The 15,105-nt window shown below is 61.9% G+C and carries 18 protein-coding genes and 2 tRNA genes; 10 read left to right on the top strand and 10 right to left on the bottom strand.

What is annotated here, in order from left to right; genetic code table 11:
- Positions 1 to 34 precede the first annotated feature (34 nt).
- A tRNA-Pro gene (locus LB558_RS02865) sits at positions 35 to 111 on the bottom strand.
- 124 nt (positions 112 to 235) lie between these two features.
- On the opposite strand from LB558_RS02865, the gene LB558_RS02860 reads away from it, so the two are divergent.
- Both LB558_RS02860 and LB558_RS02855 read left to right on the top strand, forming a co-directional pair.
- Entirely contained in the window at positions 236 to 541 is a 306-nt protein-coding gene (locus LB558_RS02860) for an ETC complex I subunit (protein ID WP_224696111.1), read from the top strand.
- A 47-nt stretch (positions 542 to 588) separates the two neighbouring features.
- Positions 589 to 665 (top strand) — tRNA-Arg (locus LB558_RS02855).
- 87 nt (positions 666 to 752) lie between these two features.
- Here the strand turns inward: LB558_RS02855 and LB558_RS02850 are convergent.
- Genes LB558_RS02850 through LB558_RS02840 form a run of 3 tightly spaced genes read right to left on the bottom strand, consistent with a single transcriptional unit; the run spans position 753 to position 1,639 of the window.
- Positions 753 to 1,034, bottom strand: a complete 282-nt coding sequence (locus tag LB558_RS02850) for a hypothetical protein (protein WP_224696110.1) — start codon at positions 1,032 to 1,034, stop codon at positions 753 to 755.
- A 39-nt stretch (positions 1,035 to 1,073) separates the two neighbouring features.
- Positions 1,074 to 1,355 carry a helix-turn-helix domain-containing protein gene (locus LB558_RS02845; protein WP_224696109.1) on the bottom strand — a complete coding sequence of 94 codons (282 nt, stop codon included), beginning with the start codon at positions 1,353 to 1,355 and terminating at the stop codon, positions 1,074 to 1,076.
- Positions 1,352 to 1,639, bottom strand: coding sequence for a hypothetical protein (locus LB558_RS02840; RefSeq protein ID WP_224696108.1), 288 nt, complete (start codon positions 1,637 to 1,639; stop codon positions 1,352 to 1,354). Before LB558_RS02840 ends, LB558_RS02845 begins: the two co-directional genes overlap by 4 nt.
- 305 nt (positions 1,640 to 1,944) lie before the next feature.
- Here LB558_RS02840 and LB558_RS02835 point away from each other — a divergent pair, with 305 nt between their 5' ends.
- From LB558_RS02835 to LB558_RS02820, 4 genes are all read left to right on the top strand, one after another.
- A complete protein-coding gene (locus LB558_RS02835) occupies positions 1,945 to 2,166 on the top strand; it encodes a hypothetical protein (RefSeq protein WP_224696107.1) in 222 nt (73 codons plus the stop codon).
- 257 nt (positions 2,167 to 2,423) lie between these two features.
- Complete coding sequence (locus tag LB558_RS02830) at positions 2,424 to 3,212, top strand: GGDEF domain-containing protein (protein WP_224696106.1); 789 nt, start codon at positions 2,424 to 2,426, stop codon at positions 3,210 to 3,212.
- A 269-nt stretch (positions 3,213 to 3,481) separates the two neighbouring features.
- The gene (locus LB558_RS02825) at positions 3,482 to 4,444 is read left to right on the top strand and encodes a glycosyltransferase family 4 protein (protein ID WP_224696105.1); all 963 of its coding nucleotides are present in this window, start codon (positions 3,482 to 3,484) and stop codon (positions 4,442 to 4,444) included.
- 144 nt (positions 4,445 to 4,588) lie between these two features.
- Positions 4,589 to 5,815: an anion transporter gene (locus LB558_RS02820; RefSeq protein ID WP_224696104.1), complete on the top strand. Its 1,227-nt coding sequence runs from the start codon at positions 4,589 to 4,591 to the stop codon at positions 5,813 to 5,815.
- Here LB558_RS02820 and LB558_RS02815 read toward each other — a convergent pair.
- Positions 5,812 to 6,399 (bottom strand): TetR/AcrR family transcriptional regulator, encoded by a 588-nt coding sequence (locus LB558_RS02815; RefSeq protein ID WP_224696103.1) that lies wholly within the window; start codon positions 6,397 to 6,399, stop codon positions 5,812 to 5,814. The two genes, LB558_RS02820 and LB558_RS02815, sit on opposite strands and share 4 nt — an antisense overlap.
- A gap of 88 nt (positions 6,400 to 6,487) precedes the next feature.
- Between LB558_RS02815 and LB558_RS02810 the strand changes: the two genes are divergently transcribed.
- Positions 6,488 to 7,369: a crotonase/enoyl-CoA hydratase family protein gene (locus LB558_RS02810; protein WP_224696102.1), complete on the top strand. Its 882-nt coding sequence runs from the start codon at positions 6,488 to 6,490 to the stop codon at positions 7,367 to 7,369.
- On the opposite strand, the gene LB558_RS02805 is transcribed toward LB558_RS02810, so the two are convergent.
- From LB558_RS02805 to LB558_RS02785, 5 genes are all read right to left on the bottom strand, one after another.
- Positions 7,330 to 7,638: a cupredoxin family copper-binding protein gene (locus LB558_RS02805; RefSeq protein WP_224696101.1), complete on the bottom strand. Its 309-nt coding sequence runs from the start codon at positions 7,636 to 7,638 to the stop codon at positions 7,330 to 7,332. The two genes, LB558_RS02810 and LB558_RS02805, sit on opposite strands and share 40 nt — an antisense overlap.
- An 11-nt stretch (positions 7,639 to 7,649) precedes the next feature.
- A complete protein-coding gene (locus LB558_RS02800) occupies positions 7,650 to 8,174 on the bottom strand; it encodes a DUF4142 domain-containing protein (RefSeq protein ID WP_224696100.1) in 525 nt (174 codons plus the stop codon).
- Between the two features lie 117 nt (positions 8,175 to 8,291).
- Positions 8,292 to 8,966, bottom strand: coding sequence for an RNA polymerase sigma factor (locus LB558_RS02795; protein ID WP_224696099.1), 675 nt, complete (start codon positions 8,964 to 8,966; stop codon positions 8,292 to 8,294).
- A 131-nt stretch (positions 8,967 to 9,097) separates the two neighbouring features.
- Positions 9,098 to 10,159 (bottom strand): HPP family protein, encoded by a 1,062-nt coding sequence (locus LB558_RS02790; protein ID WP_224696098.1) that lies wholly within the window; start codon positions 10,157 to 10,159, stop codon positions 9,098 to 9,100.
- Between the two features lie 233 nt (positions 10,160 to 10,392).
- The gene (locus LB558_RS02785) at positions 10,393 to 11,574 is read right to left on the bottom strand and encodes a cystathionine beta-lyase (RefSeq protein ID WP_224696097.1); all 1,182 of its coding nucleotides are present in this window, start codon (positions 11,572 to 11,574) and stop codon (positions 10,393 to 10,395) included.
- Positions 11,575 to 12,087: 513 nt separating this feature from the next.
- On the opposite strand from LB558_RS02785, the gene LB558_RS02780 reads away from it, so the two are divergent.
- The 3 genes from LB558_RS02780 to LB558_RS02770 all read left to right on the top strand — a co-directional run bounded on the left by LB558_RS02780 (position 12,088) and on the right by LB558_RS02770 (position 15,077).
- The gene (locus LB558_RS02780; RefSeq protein WP_224696096.1) at positions 12,088 to 12,723 is read left to right on the top strand and encodes a DUF1326 domain-containing protein; all 636 of its coding nucleotides are present in this window, start codon (positions 12,088 to 12,090) and stop codon (positions 12,721 to 12,723) included.
- Between the two features lie 9 nt (positions 12,724 to 12,732).
- Positions 12,733 to 13,608 (top strand): DUF2182 domain-containing protein, encoded by an 876-nt coding sequence (locus LB558_RS02775; RefSeq protein WP_224696095.1) that lies wholly within the window; start codon positions 12,733 to 12,735, stop codon positions 13,606 to 13,608.
- Positions 13,609 to 14,048: 440 nt separating this feature from the next.
- Complete coding sequence (locus LB558_RS02770; RefSeq protein WP_023814120.1) at positions 14,049 to 15,077, top strand: amino acid ABC transporter substrate-binding protein; 1,029 nt, start codon at positions 14,049 to 14,051, stop codon at positions 15,075 to 15,077.
- Positions 15,078 to 15,105: the final 28 nt, after the last annotated feature.

Genomic DNA, 15,105 nt, shown 5'->3' with positions numbered 1-15,105 from the left:
GGTCAGGGGCTTCAGCAATTTCAAGGGGTTAGGATGGTCGGAGTGGAGAGATTCGAACTCCCGACCCTCTGGTCCCAAACCAGATGCGCTACCAGGCTGCGCTACACTCCGAACGGTCTGTTGCCTATTCATTTCGGTGGTGCATGGCAAGTGCAAAAACCTTGCCGCCATGCGCATTGCGCAGTAATGACGGGCGAAGGGTGGCGATGCTGCCTTGCACAAGAACGAGGTGGCCATGTCCGCGCGCATTTTCAGCCCAGCCAAAACCGCAATGCAGTCCGGCAAGGCCAAGACCGGCCACTGGGTGCTGGAATTCGATCCCGAGTCGCGCAAGAAGATCGACCCGCTGATGGGCTATACGACGTCGGCAGACATGCGAAGCCAGATCAGGCTTAGCTTCGACACGCGCGAAGAGGCGGTGGCCTACGCCGAAAAGCAAGGGCTCGCTTTCCGCGTCGAAGAGCCGAAAGAGACCAAGCGCCGCCAGATTTCCTATGCGGAGAATTTCCGCTATGACCGCAAGACGCCCTGGACGCATTGAACCGCGGCCAGCGCCGAAATATCCAGCCGGCCCAAAAGCCGGCCAGCGGTCCCGTAGCTCAGCTGGATAGAGCACCGGCCTTCTAAGCCGATGGTCACAGGTTCGAATCCTGTCGGGATCGCCAAGGCCTTTCGGGTCCGTTCCGGACATTTAGGTCACGGTTTATACCGGAGACATGGGCTTTCAGAGAGCGGCATCAGGCCTCGTGCGCTCAAATCGCCGCCGCCAGAAGCAGCGTTACCCCCACGATCGTCGACGCATAGATCGTCACCAGAAGCACGATCGGTCTAGGATATTCAGCGGGTGTCGCGAGGCCGGCAAAGTCGGGATTTCGAAATGTTTCGGTGCCGGGCCAAGGGACGTCGGCGGCAGCGGGAGCGTTGTCATTGCAAGCGCGCACAAAAACACGCTGGGCTATATCGGCGGCGATCAGAGGATCGTCCGCCACCAATTTCGACCAGTCCGAAACAATGCCGATTTCACGTTTGAACATCGCGCGCCTCCCGTTTGGGATCTAACAGCGATATCTAAATTATGTTCCACTAATAGTTTCGCGAGGCGGCCCGCTCCTGGTCACGGCGGCCTTCTGATCGATGAAAACCACGCCCGCTGCCTCAAACCCCCGACGGATGGCAGCCAGCTTGGCCGGACTCGGAATCCTTCGTCCGCTCTCAAAACTGCCAATCGTTCCTTCGCTAAGGCCGCACTTCGCGGCGAGTCGCACCTGCGACCACTTCAGGATCGCTCGTGCAGATCTGCACTGCTGGGACGTAAGGGGCTGGATCCCTGAGACGGTGGAGCTTCGCTTGTTCACATCCTGAGACTCCTTCGCTTCGGCCGGACATGGCTTTGCACCAGGCGCACCTTGTCCAGATCGACCGTGACCATTGTCCCGAGCGACACCGTGACCTTGTCGCCGTCGATCCGCGTAACGTCGCCGGATAATTCCATCGGCTGGCCCCTGGTCAGCTTGGTCGCCGGATCAATGACCGAATGCGGAAAATTGTAACCGGGGATCGACACACTGACGCGGTCTTCCGTGACCCGCTTCAGCACCGTCGCCATGACCGCCACCTCGTCGCCGATCTTTATTGCCATGCTGTGATTCTGGGGCGGCATCCGTCGGCGTCAAGGATTAGCCGCGCCTGATATAGCAAGTCGGCGCAATCGGCTTTCTCGTGCAGGGACGCCCCGACAGCGGCAGATACCGCAAGCTGTTCAACTCTGCATGATGATGAGGGATTTGGCGTGGCCCGGACAGCCGCCCGTCGCCAGCGTATTATTTCGTTACTCAGCCGTTTCGGAACCTTCCCGCGCACGGTGCGTTCGGCCCGCTGTATTCGCGGACCCTCATATAAAATTGGACAGGCGGGAGGCAAACAAGGGTGGGGAGGAGTGTTGCCATGTCGAAGCGAGAAATAGGGATATCTTCGGCCCTCGATCGGCGCATCGCCGATCTCAAGGCCAGGATGCAGGACGCCCAGATCACGGAATACGAAATGAAGACCTTTCAAAAAGTGGCTTCAGCCATGGGAGGCGACGGAGGCTCCTTGCGTCTCGATGCCGACGACCTGATCGCGGCGTCCTTTGTCGTCGATACGCTGGGTGAACCGACGCTCAACTGACGACGGGCGGTCTGGCTTCGCGCGCGTTTTGCCCTCGCTCGGCCAGCAATTGGCCCACGCCTTCAAGCTCTGAAACAGGATGGCTGCTTTCCAGCGGCCGTCCTGTGGCGTCTGCGCAAGGGTCTGTCGCAAATCGTCGACAGGGGCTGGCCCCGGTGGTTTTGATTCCGCCGCCCGATATCGAATTGGAGGGAAAGTCTTATCAATTTGTTTGGGTTGGTGCGTCATAGTAGCGACGGCTAACGGAGTTGAACGCGATGAAGCTCGATCTGTCGCCGACGAGCTGGGGCAGGGTGATCGCTGTCACGGCAGTCGGTACGGCATTCTTCATTGCCGTGGCGTTCTTCGTCGATTCCTTCAATTTTCCCTATCTTTCGCCCGAGGCCGTGTGGCGGGCGCAGATGACCGACCTGATGCTGCCTTTGGTGCTGGGCGGCTCGTTTCTGTTTTTCCTGATGTGGAAGATTCGCCAGCTGGCCATCGCGCAGCGCGATCTCAGCGTCATCGCCGCGACCGACAGCCTGACGGCGGTGCTGAACCGTGGCGCCTTCTCGATGCTGGTCGAAGCCTATCTCGAGCAGACCCGAAAGCAGGAGCAGACCCGTTCGGGGGCGCTGCTGATCATCGACGCCGACCACTTCAAGTTGATCAATGACCGGCTCGGCCATGACTGCGGCGATCAGGCGCTCAAACTGATAGCGCAGGCGATCAAGGGGCAACTGCGTGGCGGCGATATCGTCGGCCGCATCGGCGGGGAAGAATTCGGCGTGTTTTTGCCCGGCGTGGATCCCTCGCAATCCTGGGTGGTTGCCGAAAGCATCCGCCGGCGTATCAGGGAGATGGAATTCTCACCCGGCGGCAGGCCTTGTCCGCTTTCCGTCAGCATCGGCGGCACAAGCTTTACCGGCCCGATCACCTATGAGGAAATCTTCTCCGCTGCCGACAAAAGGCTTTACACGGCCAAGTCGAACGGACGCGATCAGGTCAGCTTCGATCCGGTCGGAACGTCTCCGGCGCCTGCGCCCGGGGTCGCCACCGTGCATTGACGGCGGGAGCTCTCGAAACCGACGCAGGCCGCTTCTCTACGCTTCAATGCTTACAGTCATATGCCGGGATTCCGATCTTTACGGATAGCGTGCCGGCTCGATAGGCCATGGACTGCAACCGCTTACCGGTATACTCCCCCGCGTTGCCGATGTTTCGTTGTCGGCGGAAACGGTTCTCACTCCTGAGTTTCCAAGTTACGGCCGACGAGCGATCATGATTTTTGACGCCGGCCAACAATGGCGGAAACGGTCAGGTAAGCACAGCTATTATGATCCATTTGTTCAACGGCTTTCAGGATCCCTTCGGTGGCAGTGACCTCAAGACCTTGGAACTCTATCGGCTGTTGAGCGCCGATTCGGAGGTGCGCCTTTGGGCTGCGTCATCGCGGGCTTCAGATGAATTAATGCGGCAGTTCCCGATACGTCGGATTTCCCCGCTTACGCGAAAAGTTCCGGATGGCGGCACTTACGTTTTTCTCGGAGCGCATTGGCGCAACAAGGTGTGGCCTTACCTGATCCCGCGGCCGCGCCGGCTGATCTACGACTTCAACACCCTTCATCCGAAGGTTCTCAACCTCACCACGCGCATGCCTCGGAGCCTGGGATGGCCCGCCGCCGAGATAGTGCTTGTTTCCGACTTTCAGAAGCGATTGCTCCAAATCGACGGCACCGTGCACCCCTCTCCGATCGAGATCGAACGTTTTTCACCACGGCGTCTGGATTCGGATCGTCCGTTCACCGTCGGACGCTTGAGCCGCGATGGGCCGGGCAAACATCATCCCGATGACATACCTCTCTACGAGACATTGCTGGCCGAAGGTACAGCCTTGCGGATTCAGGGAGGGACAGGGCTCAAGGGCAGTCTCACGCCGCATCCGCAACTCGAGCTGTTGCCACCCGGCCAATTTACCGCCGAGGAGTTTCTGCAGACGCTCGACGTGTTTTATTATCGCACCGGTTGGCATGTGGAGACCTTCGGTCGCGTCGTGTTCGAGGCGATGGCCTGCGGGTTGCCCGTGGTCTGCCATTCATATGGCGGTTATTCCGACCATATCAGGCATGGCGAAAACGGCTTCCTGTTCGAAACGACGCAGCAGGCGGCGCGGATCCTGGCCGATCTCAAAGCCGATCCGGCGCTGCGGACCGCAGTAGGCCTCAAGGCACGGCAGACCGTCGAGCAGCTGTTTTCACCGCAGGCACTGCGACAGAGGCTGGATTTCTATCTGCGTTAGCGGCACGTCATCCCTTGGGCTGTGCTTGGCGCAACAACATGCCCGCTGTCATCGATCTTGACATCGCGCTAAAGCAGGCACGCACATCGGACCATTGGGCTGACAGGCAGCGGCGCGCCACAGGCTGGGCAGGACTTCTTATCGATGACATTGATGGGCGCGGCGGCACTGCTGATCCTGATCCTGACTTACGCCGGTGTCGCCATCGGCCGCATCCCCGGCCTGCGCCTCGACCGGGCAGGGATCGCGCTGCTCGGCGGGGCCGCGATGATCGCCATCGGCGCGCTCAGCATGGAGGATGCCTACCGGGCGATCAATTTCGACACCATCACGCTTCTGCTCGGCATGATGATCGTGGTGGCGCATCTGAAAGTGTCGGGCGCCTTTCGCGGCCTTGGCGCCGTCGCCATCGAGCACGCGCACGCGCCCTTCATGCTCTTGGTGATGGTGACGCTGCTGACCGGCGTGTTGTCCGCCTTCCTGGTCAACGACGCCATCTGCCTTGTCATGGCGCCGATCGTCGTCCACGTCACCCGCATCATCAAGCGCAACCCGATCCCGTATCTGATCGCCACCGCCACCGCGTCGAATTGCGGCAGCGTCGCCACCATCACCGGCAATCCGCAAAACATGGTCATCGGTGCGCTGTCGGGCATTTCCTATCCGGCCTTTTCGGCAGCGCTCGCTCCGGTCGCCCTGTTCGGCCTCGTCGCGGTCGTCGTCATCATCCGTATCGTCTTCCGGGCCGAATTCGCCCGCACAGTCCAACTGACGCCCGAGGTCTCGCGCGGCCGTATGCACAGGGGGCAGGTGCTGAAGGCGGTGGTGGTCTGCATCGGGCTGGCGATCGCCTTCTTCGCCGGCGTGCCCGTGGCCAAGGCAGCACTCATCGGCGGCGCCATCCTCTTGCTCACCCGCGCCATCAAGCCCGAACGCATCTACCGCGAGATCGACGGGCCGCTGCTGTTCATGTTCGCCGGTCTGTTCGTTGTCGTCGCCGGCGCCGAAAAGACGCTTCTTTCGCCCGACATGATCGCCTCGGCCAAGAACCTGGCGCTGGACGATGTCTGGCGGCTGTCCGGTTTCACCGCGGTGCTCTCCAACATCATGAGCAATGTCCCGGCCGTGCTGGCGCTTCGGCCCTTCATACCCGGCCTCGAAAACCCCGAGCGCGCCTGGCTGGTCGTCGCCATGAGCTCGACGCTGGCCGGCAATTTCACATTGCTGGGTTCGGTCGCCAACCTGATCGTCGCCGAGCAGGCACGGGCCGCCGGTACGACGCTGTCGTTTGGCGCTTTTTTCAAGGTCGGCTTGCCGTTGACGCTGATAACGCTGGCCGCCGGCACGGCGTGGCTGGCTTTCGGGTTCTAGACCTGGCTGCCTGAAATTCGCGCCCGCACCAGCGTCGCCGCGGCGCGTCCGGCGGACTCGATATAATCGGGGTTGCGGTGGATCAGCATGATCGAAAAGGAGCCGTCGATCAAAAGCACGATCTCGCGTGCCAGGGTCTGCGGCTCCGCGACGCCATGGTCAGACAAGGCGCCGGCCAGCCATGTTTCGAAATTAAGCTTGTGCCGCGCACCGACCTTGACCGCCGGATGTCCGGGCATCGAGGCGAGTTCGGCGGCCGTGCGCAGGAAGCCGCATCCTTTCCATTTCGGGTGGCGAGCGGACCTCGCCAGATTGGTGAAGATCGCCTCGACCTTGCGGTCCGCGCCGCCTTCGGCAGCATCGAACCAGCCGGCCATCCGCTTCAGATTGGGTTGGTCGCGGCCATCGAGATAGGCGGCGATCAGGTCGTCCTTGCTCTTGAAATGGTAGTAGAGCGTGCGCTTGGTGAGACCCGCTTCCTCGGCGACGGCATCGACGCTGACACGACCGATTCCTTCTGCATAGAAGAGCCTAGTCGCGGCATCGACAATGCGTTTGCGGGTGGGACTTTGCGTGTCAGGCATGAGCCTAGGTATACCGACTAGTGAATATACACAAGCGAAAAAGGGGATAGTCTTCCGGTTCGTATGCATGATGAAGGAGAAAGAGCCGATGACCGATCTTGTCCTTAGCGAGACCAGGGATGGGATTGCCATCCTCACCCTCAACCGGCCGGATAAACTCAACGCGCTGAACTATGCCCTGATCGATCGCCTGCTTGCGATCCTCGACGACATTGAAGTCGATGACAGCGTCCGTGCGGTCATTTTGACCGGAGCAGGGGAGCGGGCGTTTTCGGCGGGCGGCGACATTCACGAGTTCTCGGCCAGCGTGGCGCTTGGCGTCGATGTCGCGATGCGGGACTTCGTCATGCGCGGGCAGCGGCTGACGGCAAGGCTGGAAGCCTACCGCAAGCCCGTCATCGCTGCCGTCAACGGCATTGCCTTTGGTGGCGGTTGCGAAATCACCGAGGCGGTGCCGCTCGCCATCGCCAGTGACCGCGCTTTGTTCGCCAAGCCGGAAATCAACCTCGCAATGCCGCCGACCTTTGGTGGAACCCAACGCCTGCCCAGGCTTGCCGGGCGAAAGCGGGCGCTCGAACTGCTGTTGACTGGCGACTGGTTTGCGCCGCCGCGGGCGCTTGAGCTAGGTCTCGTCAACGAGGTTGTGCCGCATGCCGAGTTGATGCCGGCCGCGATCGGCCTGGCCAGGCGTATCCTGCGGCACTCCGATCTGGCGATTGCCGGCATCCTCACGGCGGTGGCGCGCGGCCTCAACCAGAGCATCGCCGAAGGCTTGCTGATCGAGGCCGAGCAGTTCGCCCGCATGGCCCCGACCGCTGATCTGCGCGAAGGGCTGAATGCCTGGATGGCACGCCGCGAGCCGGGCTATGACGGCTCGTGGACGCATATCGCGCGTCCCGACGAGGCCAGGCGAGCCTCGTTGGCGCTGGATCAGGGCGCCACCACCAAACGGCCCTTCATGTTGGGGTGAAAGCGGCAGAAATAGTCGACCGGTCCTGCGGCATTCAATGTCAGGCTTGCGGATTTCTTCGGCGGGATCATCACCTCCCAGCCGCCTTTCACGGTGGCCGTGTGGGCGAACACATCCTTGTTCACCCACTCGATCGTATCGCCGACCTTGGCCTCGACGGTGGCCGGAGAGAACACCAGCCTGTCGATGGTAACCTGGATGGTTTCAGCCTGCGCCGGTGCGATACCTGCGGCCAGCGTCAAGGCAATCCACAGATGGCGTGTCGGCATGCTCCCGATCCTTACTTCAGCATGCCGGCGACATGCTCGGCATGCTGCTCATGGCCCTGGAAAATCTTCAGGCCGGTTTCCAGCAGGCTCTTCAGTTCGGCATTCTGCGCCGACGGGATCAAAAGGGTTTCGAGCGCGGCGTTGACCTGCTTGTGGTAGGCGACTTCATTGTCGACATAGGCCTTGTCGAAGGCAGAGCCCTTGAGTTTGGCGAGTTTGGCCCGCTCCTCCGTCGCAGCTTTGGTCAGCGCCTTGCTGGTGGCGTTGTCTTCCGGCGTGACCTTCAGCTTCTTCACCAGGTCGAGGGCCTGCACGTTCACAGCTTCATGGTCGCGCACCATGTCGTTGGCGAAATCCACGACCTCCTTGTTCTTCGATTTCTCGATCGCCAGCTTGGCCGCTTCGACGTCGATGACCCCGGCCGTATAGGCGATGTGGGCGATCTGCGGGTCGGTTGGCTTGTCGGCGGCCTGTGCGAACGGGGACGCGCCAAGCAGCAGCATGGCGGCGAGCGCGGCAGTGTGTCGGATGGACATGGCATCTCCTTCGTCGGAACGCTGAAATCGCGCCGGACTGTGTTTTTCGGTTGACGGTCATTGGATGCTGGTCAGCGGCAAACGTTCCCGCCAAAATCAACTGAATCCGGTGAGGCCTCAGCTTTCCAGCCCGAGCCGCCGCATCACCGCGCTGGTCAGTCGTTCGCAACGCCGGCCGGCGAAGGGGAAGGCATCGAGCAGCACCGGTCCGATCTGGTCGTCCAGCGCCTTGCGCACCAGGGCGCGCGCGCGGTGCAGCCTCGTCTTGACGGTTTGCGGCCGCACGCCGAGGAGATCGGCGGTCTCCTCGATGCTCAGCCCCTCGATCACTCGCGCCACGAACACCGTCCGGTAGACGTCGGGTAGGCTGTCGGTGGCCTGCTCGACCAGTTGGAGGATCTGCCTTTGCGCCATCGTCCGTTCCGGATCGTCGCTGAGATTGAGGGGGAACCGGATGATCTCGGCTTGCGGATTTTCCGGCAGTGCGATCGTTCTGCGCCTTTTGCGCAGGCGGCCGAGCGCCTCGTTGATGACGATGCGCGACAGCCATGTGGCGAGCGAGGAGTCGCCGCGAAACGCATCGAGATGGGCGAAAGCCTTGACGTAGGCCTCCTGCACGATGTCCTCGGCCTCGCTGTCATTGCGTACGACACCGCGCGCGATCCGGTAGAGCCGCTGATTGTGTGTCTTGATGATGGTGCGGAAGGCTTCGCTGTCGCGCGCCAGCGCGCGGCTCACAAGCTGCATCTCGCCTGGCACGGCGGAAGGCACGGCCGTCAAGACAGCAGGCATGGCCAGTTTCCTCAACCCAATCTCCGGACCGGAACCTCGATTGAGAGATTGGACGCTGTTGCCGGCAAAAAGTTCCCGAAGACTTTTCGCGAGGCCCGGCGGCGGTACCTTACCGCGCGAGTGAAGGCTTGTCAGGCAGCCTGCAGGCGCGCCGTGGCCGCCAACAGATCGGTCTGGGTGATCAGCCCGAGAATCCGCTTGTCGTCGTCGACGATGATGACCGCATGGCTGCGGCCGTCGGTGAGCACCGGCAGCAAACCCATGGCGGCGAAGCCGGCAGCGGCTGTTGCCGCGGGCGATATAACGGATCCGACCGTCCCGGAGGCCTGGGTGAGTTCGCGCAACCCCACGGTGCCTGCCAGCCTGGCTTCCGCATTGACGACCGGCAGGGTCCGGATGTTGTGGTCAAGCAGCAATTGGCGCGCCACCTCGGTGGAGGTGTGAGCATCGACCGAGATCACATCGCGCGACATGATGTCCTCGCACAGGAGGGTCTTGTGCGTGCGCACCATCGCCTGCAATTCGACCTGCCGCAGCAGCCGGTCGAGATCGTTGCGATCGATATCGAACGTCTCGTCGAGTGCCCCAAGCGCGGCATCGATGTCTTCGGACCGGAAGCCCACGCGCAGCTGCGCCGGCGGATCGCCGGTACCGTGGCTGTTCACCGGCGCTGCAACCGGTACATGCGGATAACTGCGGCGGGCCAGCCTGTGGAAGCCGTAGCCGAGCGCCACCAGCAGGATCGAGTTCAGCGCCACCGGCACGAATGGAAACAGGAAGCCGGCGCTGATGACGGCAGGCCCTCCCAGCACCGCGGTCAGCGCGGCCGCTCCGCCCGGCGGATGCAGGCAGCGCGTGAACGACATGGCAGCGATGGCCAGTGCCACCGCGATGCCGCTGGCAAGGGCGGTTTCGTGGATGAAATGCGCCACGATCACGCCGACCAGTGCCGATATCGTGTTGCCGCCGATGATCGACCATGGCTGTGCCAGCGGACTGGCGGGCACGGCGAACAGCAGCACCGCCGACGCCCCCATCGGCGCCACCAGCAGCGGCACGTGCGGGCCGTTGCCGAGCACAAGGCTGGCGATCACACCGGTGAGTGCAATGCCGATCGTCGCGCCGATACAGGCGACGAGACGCTCGCGCAGCGTCGCGCCGGCAAGAATGGGAACAAAAAGGCGGAAAGCCATGGGGTCGAAAACTCTGCCGGTATTCCAGGGGAAGTCGAAAATGTGCCGATCGCACCGCAATGACGCGGCATCGTTGAATTTGAAAGCCAAACCGATCCGGGAAACCGCAATTTTAGGGAATAGAATTCCGCTAGTGCATGTCGCCCAAAAGTGACCTCGGTTTTGGGAAAACGACATGCACCAAAACAAAGACCTGATGCGGGTCGCCTGAACCCCTTCAGGCGCGACACGCTTTAGGCCGCCGCAGCGGCGGTCAGGCCGCGCGAGATGTCGGCCTTCAGGTCGTCGACGTCCTCGAGACCGATCTGCAGGCGGATCAACGGCCCCTCATAGGAGGCTTTCGCGACAACGCGGTCACCGAGCCAGACAGGCACGGCAAGGCTCTCGTAGCCGCCCCAGGAATAACCGAGGCCGAAGATCCGCAGCGCGTCGAGGAAAGCGTGCTGCTGCTTCTGGCCGCCACCGGCAAGAACGATGGAAAAGATGCCGCTCGAGCCGCGGAAGTCGCGCTTCCATAGATCGTGGTCCGGATGGCTGGGAAGGGCAGGGTGGAGCACGCGCGCCACGCCCTTCTGGCCCTCGAGCCAGGAAGCGATGGCAAGCGTGCTGCGCTGATGGTGCTCGAGGCGTACGCCCATGCTGCGCAGGCCGCGCAGCACCTGGTAGACGTCATCGGGTCCGGCGCAGCAGCCAAGCGTGCAGAAGCTTTCGTAAAGATGCTTCCAGCAGCTCTCATTGGCCGACACCGTGCCAAGCAGCACGTCGGAATGGCCGGCCGGGTATTTGGTCGCCGCATGAATCGAGATGTCTACGCCATGGTCGATCGGGCGGAAATAGAGTGGCGTCGCCCAGGTGTTGTCCATCATGACGATGGCGCCTGCGGCGTGCGCCGCCTTGGCGATGGCCGGGATGTCCTGCACCTCGAACGTGTTGGAGGCCGGCGATTCCGTGAACACCACCTTGGTGTTGGGCTTGATCAACGCCGCGATGCCGGCGCCGACATCGGGGGCGTAATACTCGACCTCGACGCCCAGCCGCTTCAGCATCGTGTCGGCGAAATTGCGGGTCGGATGATAGACGGTATCGACGATCAGCAGATGGTCGCCGGCCGACACGAAGGCGAGCAGCGGCACCGTCACCGCCGCAAGGCCCGACGGCACCAGGATCGTCCCTGCCGAGCCTTCCAGCGCGTCTATGGCATGGGCAAGCGCATCGGTCGTGGGCGTGCCGCGCGTGCCGTAAGTGTATTTCTGGGTTCGCGCCGCCATAGAAGCCGCGTCGCGAAAAAGCACGGTCGAAGCATGCACCACCGGCGGATTGACGAAGCCGAAATAGTCATGCGGATTGTTGCCCGAATGGGCCAGCCGCGTGTTGATGCCCATCCCGCCGCTAAGGTGCTCGCCGTCTTTCGCCATTCTGCGCCGCCTTGTTTGACAAGCCGCTAGCCATAGTGCGGCGGCATGGACCGTGCAACAGCCACCGTCCGCCAGGAGATGGACTTCGAATATGCCAATTCGTCGCGGCAAAACAGTGATGCGGGGACAGGGTGTTAAACGAAAAAACCCGCCTGTGCGGCGGGTCATTGGCGCAAATCAGCACCATGGATGAATATGTACCATAGCTGAGAGCATGGAGTCAAGAAAAAATTCCTATTATGAAAAGCGACGGCACGAAAGCTGCCGGCAAAAAAGCTGCCGACATCCCCCGAGCTGGTCGTCGTCAGGTCTTTTGTTGACCTGAGTTCGGAGCCCTTTTCCCCACCCATCGGCCTATTGTGGGCGGCTGTGAATGGTATATGATCGCTGCCTAATATTAATCGCCGGATTGCTTCGATCAGATGCTGCCGGATGGTTGCTGCCGGTTGACTTCTGGTCCTCCAGGATCCGGATCGCGCTCACGAAGCGTGAGCGCGGCAAGGGAGGAATGCCATGCCGGACGTGAAATGGGCCATGAAGGCGAGCGAATTCATCAACTGCAACTGCGCCTATGGCTGCCCGTGCCAGTTCAACGCCATGCCGACATACGGATTCTGCCAGGCGGTCGCCGGCATGGAAATCGAGAGCGGCCATCACGGCGACACCAAGCTCGACGGGTTGCGGTTCGTCGGGATTTTCAGCTGGCCCGGCGCCATACACCAGGGCGGGGGCGAAGCCGCGGTGGTTATCGACGAGAGGGCGACGGAAGCCCAACGTAGCGCGCTGCTTCGCATATTGGGCGGTCTGGACACCGAGCCGGGTGCAACGATCTTCCAGGTCTTTTCGACCACGCTGGAGAAATTCCACGACCCGATCTTTGCACCGATCGAATTCAAGATCGATGTCGACGCCCGAACCAGTCAGCTGCATGTCGAGGGTATAACCGACGGTCGCGGCGAGCCGATCCGGAATCCGGTCACCGGGGCCGCGCACCAGGCGCGCATCGACCTGCCACACGGCTTCGAGTACGCGATCGCCGAGGTCGGGCGCGGCTGGACCAAGGCGACGGGCCCGATCAAGTTCGAGCTGGCAGATACGCACAGCCATTTCGCCAATCTGCATCTTACGCAGAGCGGCATCGTGCATTGACCTGATCCAATGGGCGATACGGCCCTCGAGGCGGTGCTGCGGCGCGATCGCGCGGTCGTGATGGCCGCGCTCGTGGTGATTGCCGTGCTCGCCTGGGCCTATGTGCTGTGGCTCGCCGCCGACACGGTCATGCCCGGTTCTCCCTTGCCGGACAGCGGAGGCGGTGACATGGCCGGAATGGACATGTCGAACATGGACGGGTCGAACGCGGGTATGGCCAGCATGGATATGGGCGCCGCAGTGGCGCCCGGCTTCCGCGCCTGGGCATTGGCCGATTTCGCTTTCACTTTCACGATGTGGGCGGTGATGATGGTCGGCATGATGACGCCTTCGGTCGCACCGATGTTGCTGCTCTATGCCGGGGTCGGCCGCAAGGCGCGGGCGGATGGCAGGCCTATCGCTTCGACGGGATGGTTTTTTGCGGGCTATCTCGCTGTCTGGGTCGTCTTCAGCCTCCTGGCGACCGGTGCGCAATGGCTGCTCGCCCGTCTTGCCTTGCTCGATCCCTCGATGGCGACCGGCAGCGCGGTCCTCGGCGGCCTTGTTCTGATCGCCGCCGGTCTCTATCAATGGACGCCGATGAAGGGCGTCTGCCTGCGCCAATGTCAGGCGCCGATCGCGTTCCTGGCCGGCCATGGCGGATTCCGCTCCGCCCCGCTCGGCGCGCTTCGGCTCGGTATGGATCACGGCGTCTATTGCCTGGGGTGCTGCTGGGCGCTGATGGCCCTGCTGTTCGTCGGTGGTGTGATGAACGTGCTGTGGATCGCCGGCATCGCCATCCTTGTTCTGCTGGAGAAGACGGTGCCGACCGGGCAGCTGATTCCGCGCGTTTCAGGCGCGTTGATGGCTGCCATCGGGACCTGGATCGTCTTTCAAGCCTTTTGAGAACAGTCTTTGTCTGCGACATATATTGTTCCGCAGGCGACAGTATATCGTCAGATGACAATCTTGGGACATGGTAATTCCTCGCCGCGGAGGTCAACAACGACGAGGTATTGCCTGGGATGGATCTCGCTGTCGCGGCCCGTATTGGCGCCGCTTTGGCGTTGCATGAGCTTTGCCGCCTTTATTAGCCCTGCCGGCTAAATCGCGGGCGTGTTTGTCTGTAAATCGGGCATTTACGGCAATCGGTTTTCAAACTCTTCGGGTTTGGGTCATTTCCCTTGACCTCACAGGAATTATCGCCTTCGATGACATTTGTGAATGGGAGGCGGCGCGTCGGTTACGATGCGGGGTTTCGGGATGGGCCGGGATGAAGCCGCGTTCACACGGGAGAAAAAAATCAGGATTTACTCCTGAAAAACAGAGAAAAGGGTCTGTGGGTCATGAAACATATTGCTATCGGCATTCTTGGCGCCGCCACGCTTGGATTGATGGCGTCCGCCGCGTCGGCGGCCACTCTCGACACGGTCAAGGCGAAGGGCTTCATCCAGTGCGGCGTCTCCACCGGCCTGGCCGGCTTTTCGGCGCCGGACGACAAGGGTGACTGGCAAGGCATCGATGCGGATTTCTGCCGCGCTGTCGCGGCCGCCGTCTTTGGTGACGGCTCCAAGGTCAAGTTCACGCCGCTCAGCGCCAAGGAGCGGTTCACCGCGCTGCAGTCGGGCGAGATCGACATTCTGTCGCGCAACACCACTTGGACCATCAACCGCGATACGGCACTCGGCCTGAATTTCATCGGCGTCACCTACTATGACGGCCAGGGTTTCATGATCAACGCCAAGAAGCTGCCGGGCGTCAATTCGGCATTGCAGCTTTCGGGCGCCGCCGTCTGCGTGCAGAGCGGCACCACCACCGAGCTGAACCTCGCCGACTACTTCAAGGCCAACAAGATGGAGTACAATCCCGTCGTCTTCGAAAAGCTGGAAGAGGTCAACGCCGCCTATGATGCCGGACGCTGCGACGTCTACACCACCGATCAGTCGGGCCTCTATGGCATCCGCCTGACGCTGGGAGCGCCGGCCGACCATGTCGTGCTGCCCGAGATCATCTCCAAGGAGCCGCTCGGACCAGCCGTTCGCCAGGGCGACGACCAGTGGTACCACATCGTCAAGTGGACCTATTTCGCGCTGCTGCAGGCTGAAGAGCTCGGCATCACCAAGGCCAATGTCGATGAGATGAAGAACTCGGCCAGCCCCGAGATCAAGCGCGTGCTCGGCCAGGAAGCCGATACCAAGATCGGTACCGATCTCGGCGTTTCCAATGACTGGGTGGTCAACATCGTCAAGGCGGTCGGCAATTATGGCGAAATGTTCGAGCGCAATGTCGGCTCGGGCAGCCCGCTGAAGATCGCGCGCGGCATCAACGCGCTGTGGACCAAGGGCGGCCTGCAATACGCGCCGCCGATCCGCTGATCGAAATGTGATCCGGGGGGCAGATCAT

It is taken from the genome of Mesorhizobium sp. CO1-1-8, from assembly GCF_020164875.1.
Taxonomy (GTDB): domain Bacteria; phylum Pseudomonadota; class Alphaproteobacteria; order Rhizobiales; family Rhizobiaceae; genus Mesorhizobium.
Note: the sequence above shows the minus strand (reverse complement) of the source record. Positions and strands in the feature narration are given on the sequence as shown.

Bases quoted from the DNA above. Each gene is read 5' to 3' on its own strand.
- LB558_RS02775 (WP_224696095.1), top strand. From the start codon at position 12,733: ATGGGCGATACGGCCCTCGAGGCGGTGCTGCGGCGCGATCGCGCGGTC.
- LB558_RS02770 (WP_023814120.1), top strand. From the start codon at position 14,049: ATGAAACATATTGCTATCGGCATTCTTGGCGCCGCCACGCTTGGATTG.
- LB558_RS02830 (WP_224696106.1), top strand. From the start codon at position 2,424: ATGAAGCTCGATCTGTCGCCGACGAGCTGGGGCAGGGTGATCGCTGTC.
- LB558_RS02850 (WP_224696110.1), bottom strand. From the start codon at position 1,034: ATGTTCAAACGTGAAATCGGCATTGTTTCGGACTGGTCGAAATTGGTG.
- LB558_RS02815 (WP_224696103.1), bottom strand. From the start codon at position 6,399: ATGCCTGACACGCAAAGTCCCACCCGCAAACGCATTGTCGATGCCGCG.
- LB558_RS02860 (WP_224696111.1), top strand. From the start codon at position 236: ATGTCCGCGCGCATTTTCAGCCCAGCCAAAACCGCAATGCAGTCCGGC.
- LB558_RS02785 (WP_224696097.1), bottom strand. From the start codon at position 11,574: ATGGCGAAAGACGGCGAGCACCTTAGCGGCGGGATGGGCATCAACACG.
- LB558_RS02820 (WP_224696104.1), top strand. From the start codon at position 4,589: ATGACATTGATGGGCGCGGCGGCACTGCTGATCCTGATCCTGACTTAC.
- LB558_RS02780 (WP_224696096.1), top strand. From the start codon at position 12,088: ATGCCGGACGTGAAATGGGCCATGAAGGCGAGCGAATTCATCAACTGC.
- LB558_RS02800 (WP_224696100.1), bottom strand. From the start codon at position 8,174: ATGTCCATCCGACACACTGCCGCGCTCGCCGCCATGCTGCTGCTTGGC.
- LB558_RS02810 (WP_224696102.1), top strand. From the start codon at position 6,488: ATGACCGATCTTGTCCTTAGCGAGACCAGGGATGGGATTGCCATCCTC.
- LB558_RS02840 (WP_224696108.1), bottom strand. From the start codon at position 1,639: ATGGCAATAAAGATCGGCGACGAGGTGGCGGTCATGGCGACGGTGCTG.
- LB558_RS02795 (WP_224696099.1), bottom strand. From the start codon at position 8,966: ATGCCTGCTGTCTTGACGGCCGTGCCTTCCGCCGTGCCAGGCGAGATG.
- LB558_RS02835 (WP_224696107.1), top strand. From the start codon at position 1,945: ATGTCGAAGCGAGAAATAGGGATATCTTCGGCCCTCGATCGGCGCATC.
- LB558_RS02790 (WP_224696098.1), bottom strand. From the start codon at position 10,159: ATGGCTTTCCGCCTTTTTGTTCCCATTCTTGCCGGCGCGACGCTGCGC.
- LB558_RS02805 (WP_224696101.1), bottom strand. From the start codon at position 7,638: ATGCCGACACGCCATCTGTGGATTGCCTTGACGCTGGCCGCAGGTATC.
- LB558_RS02825 (WP_224696105.1), top strand. From the start codon at position 3,482: ATGATCCATTTGTTCAACGGCTTTCAGGATCCCTTCGGTGGCAGTGAC.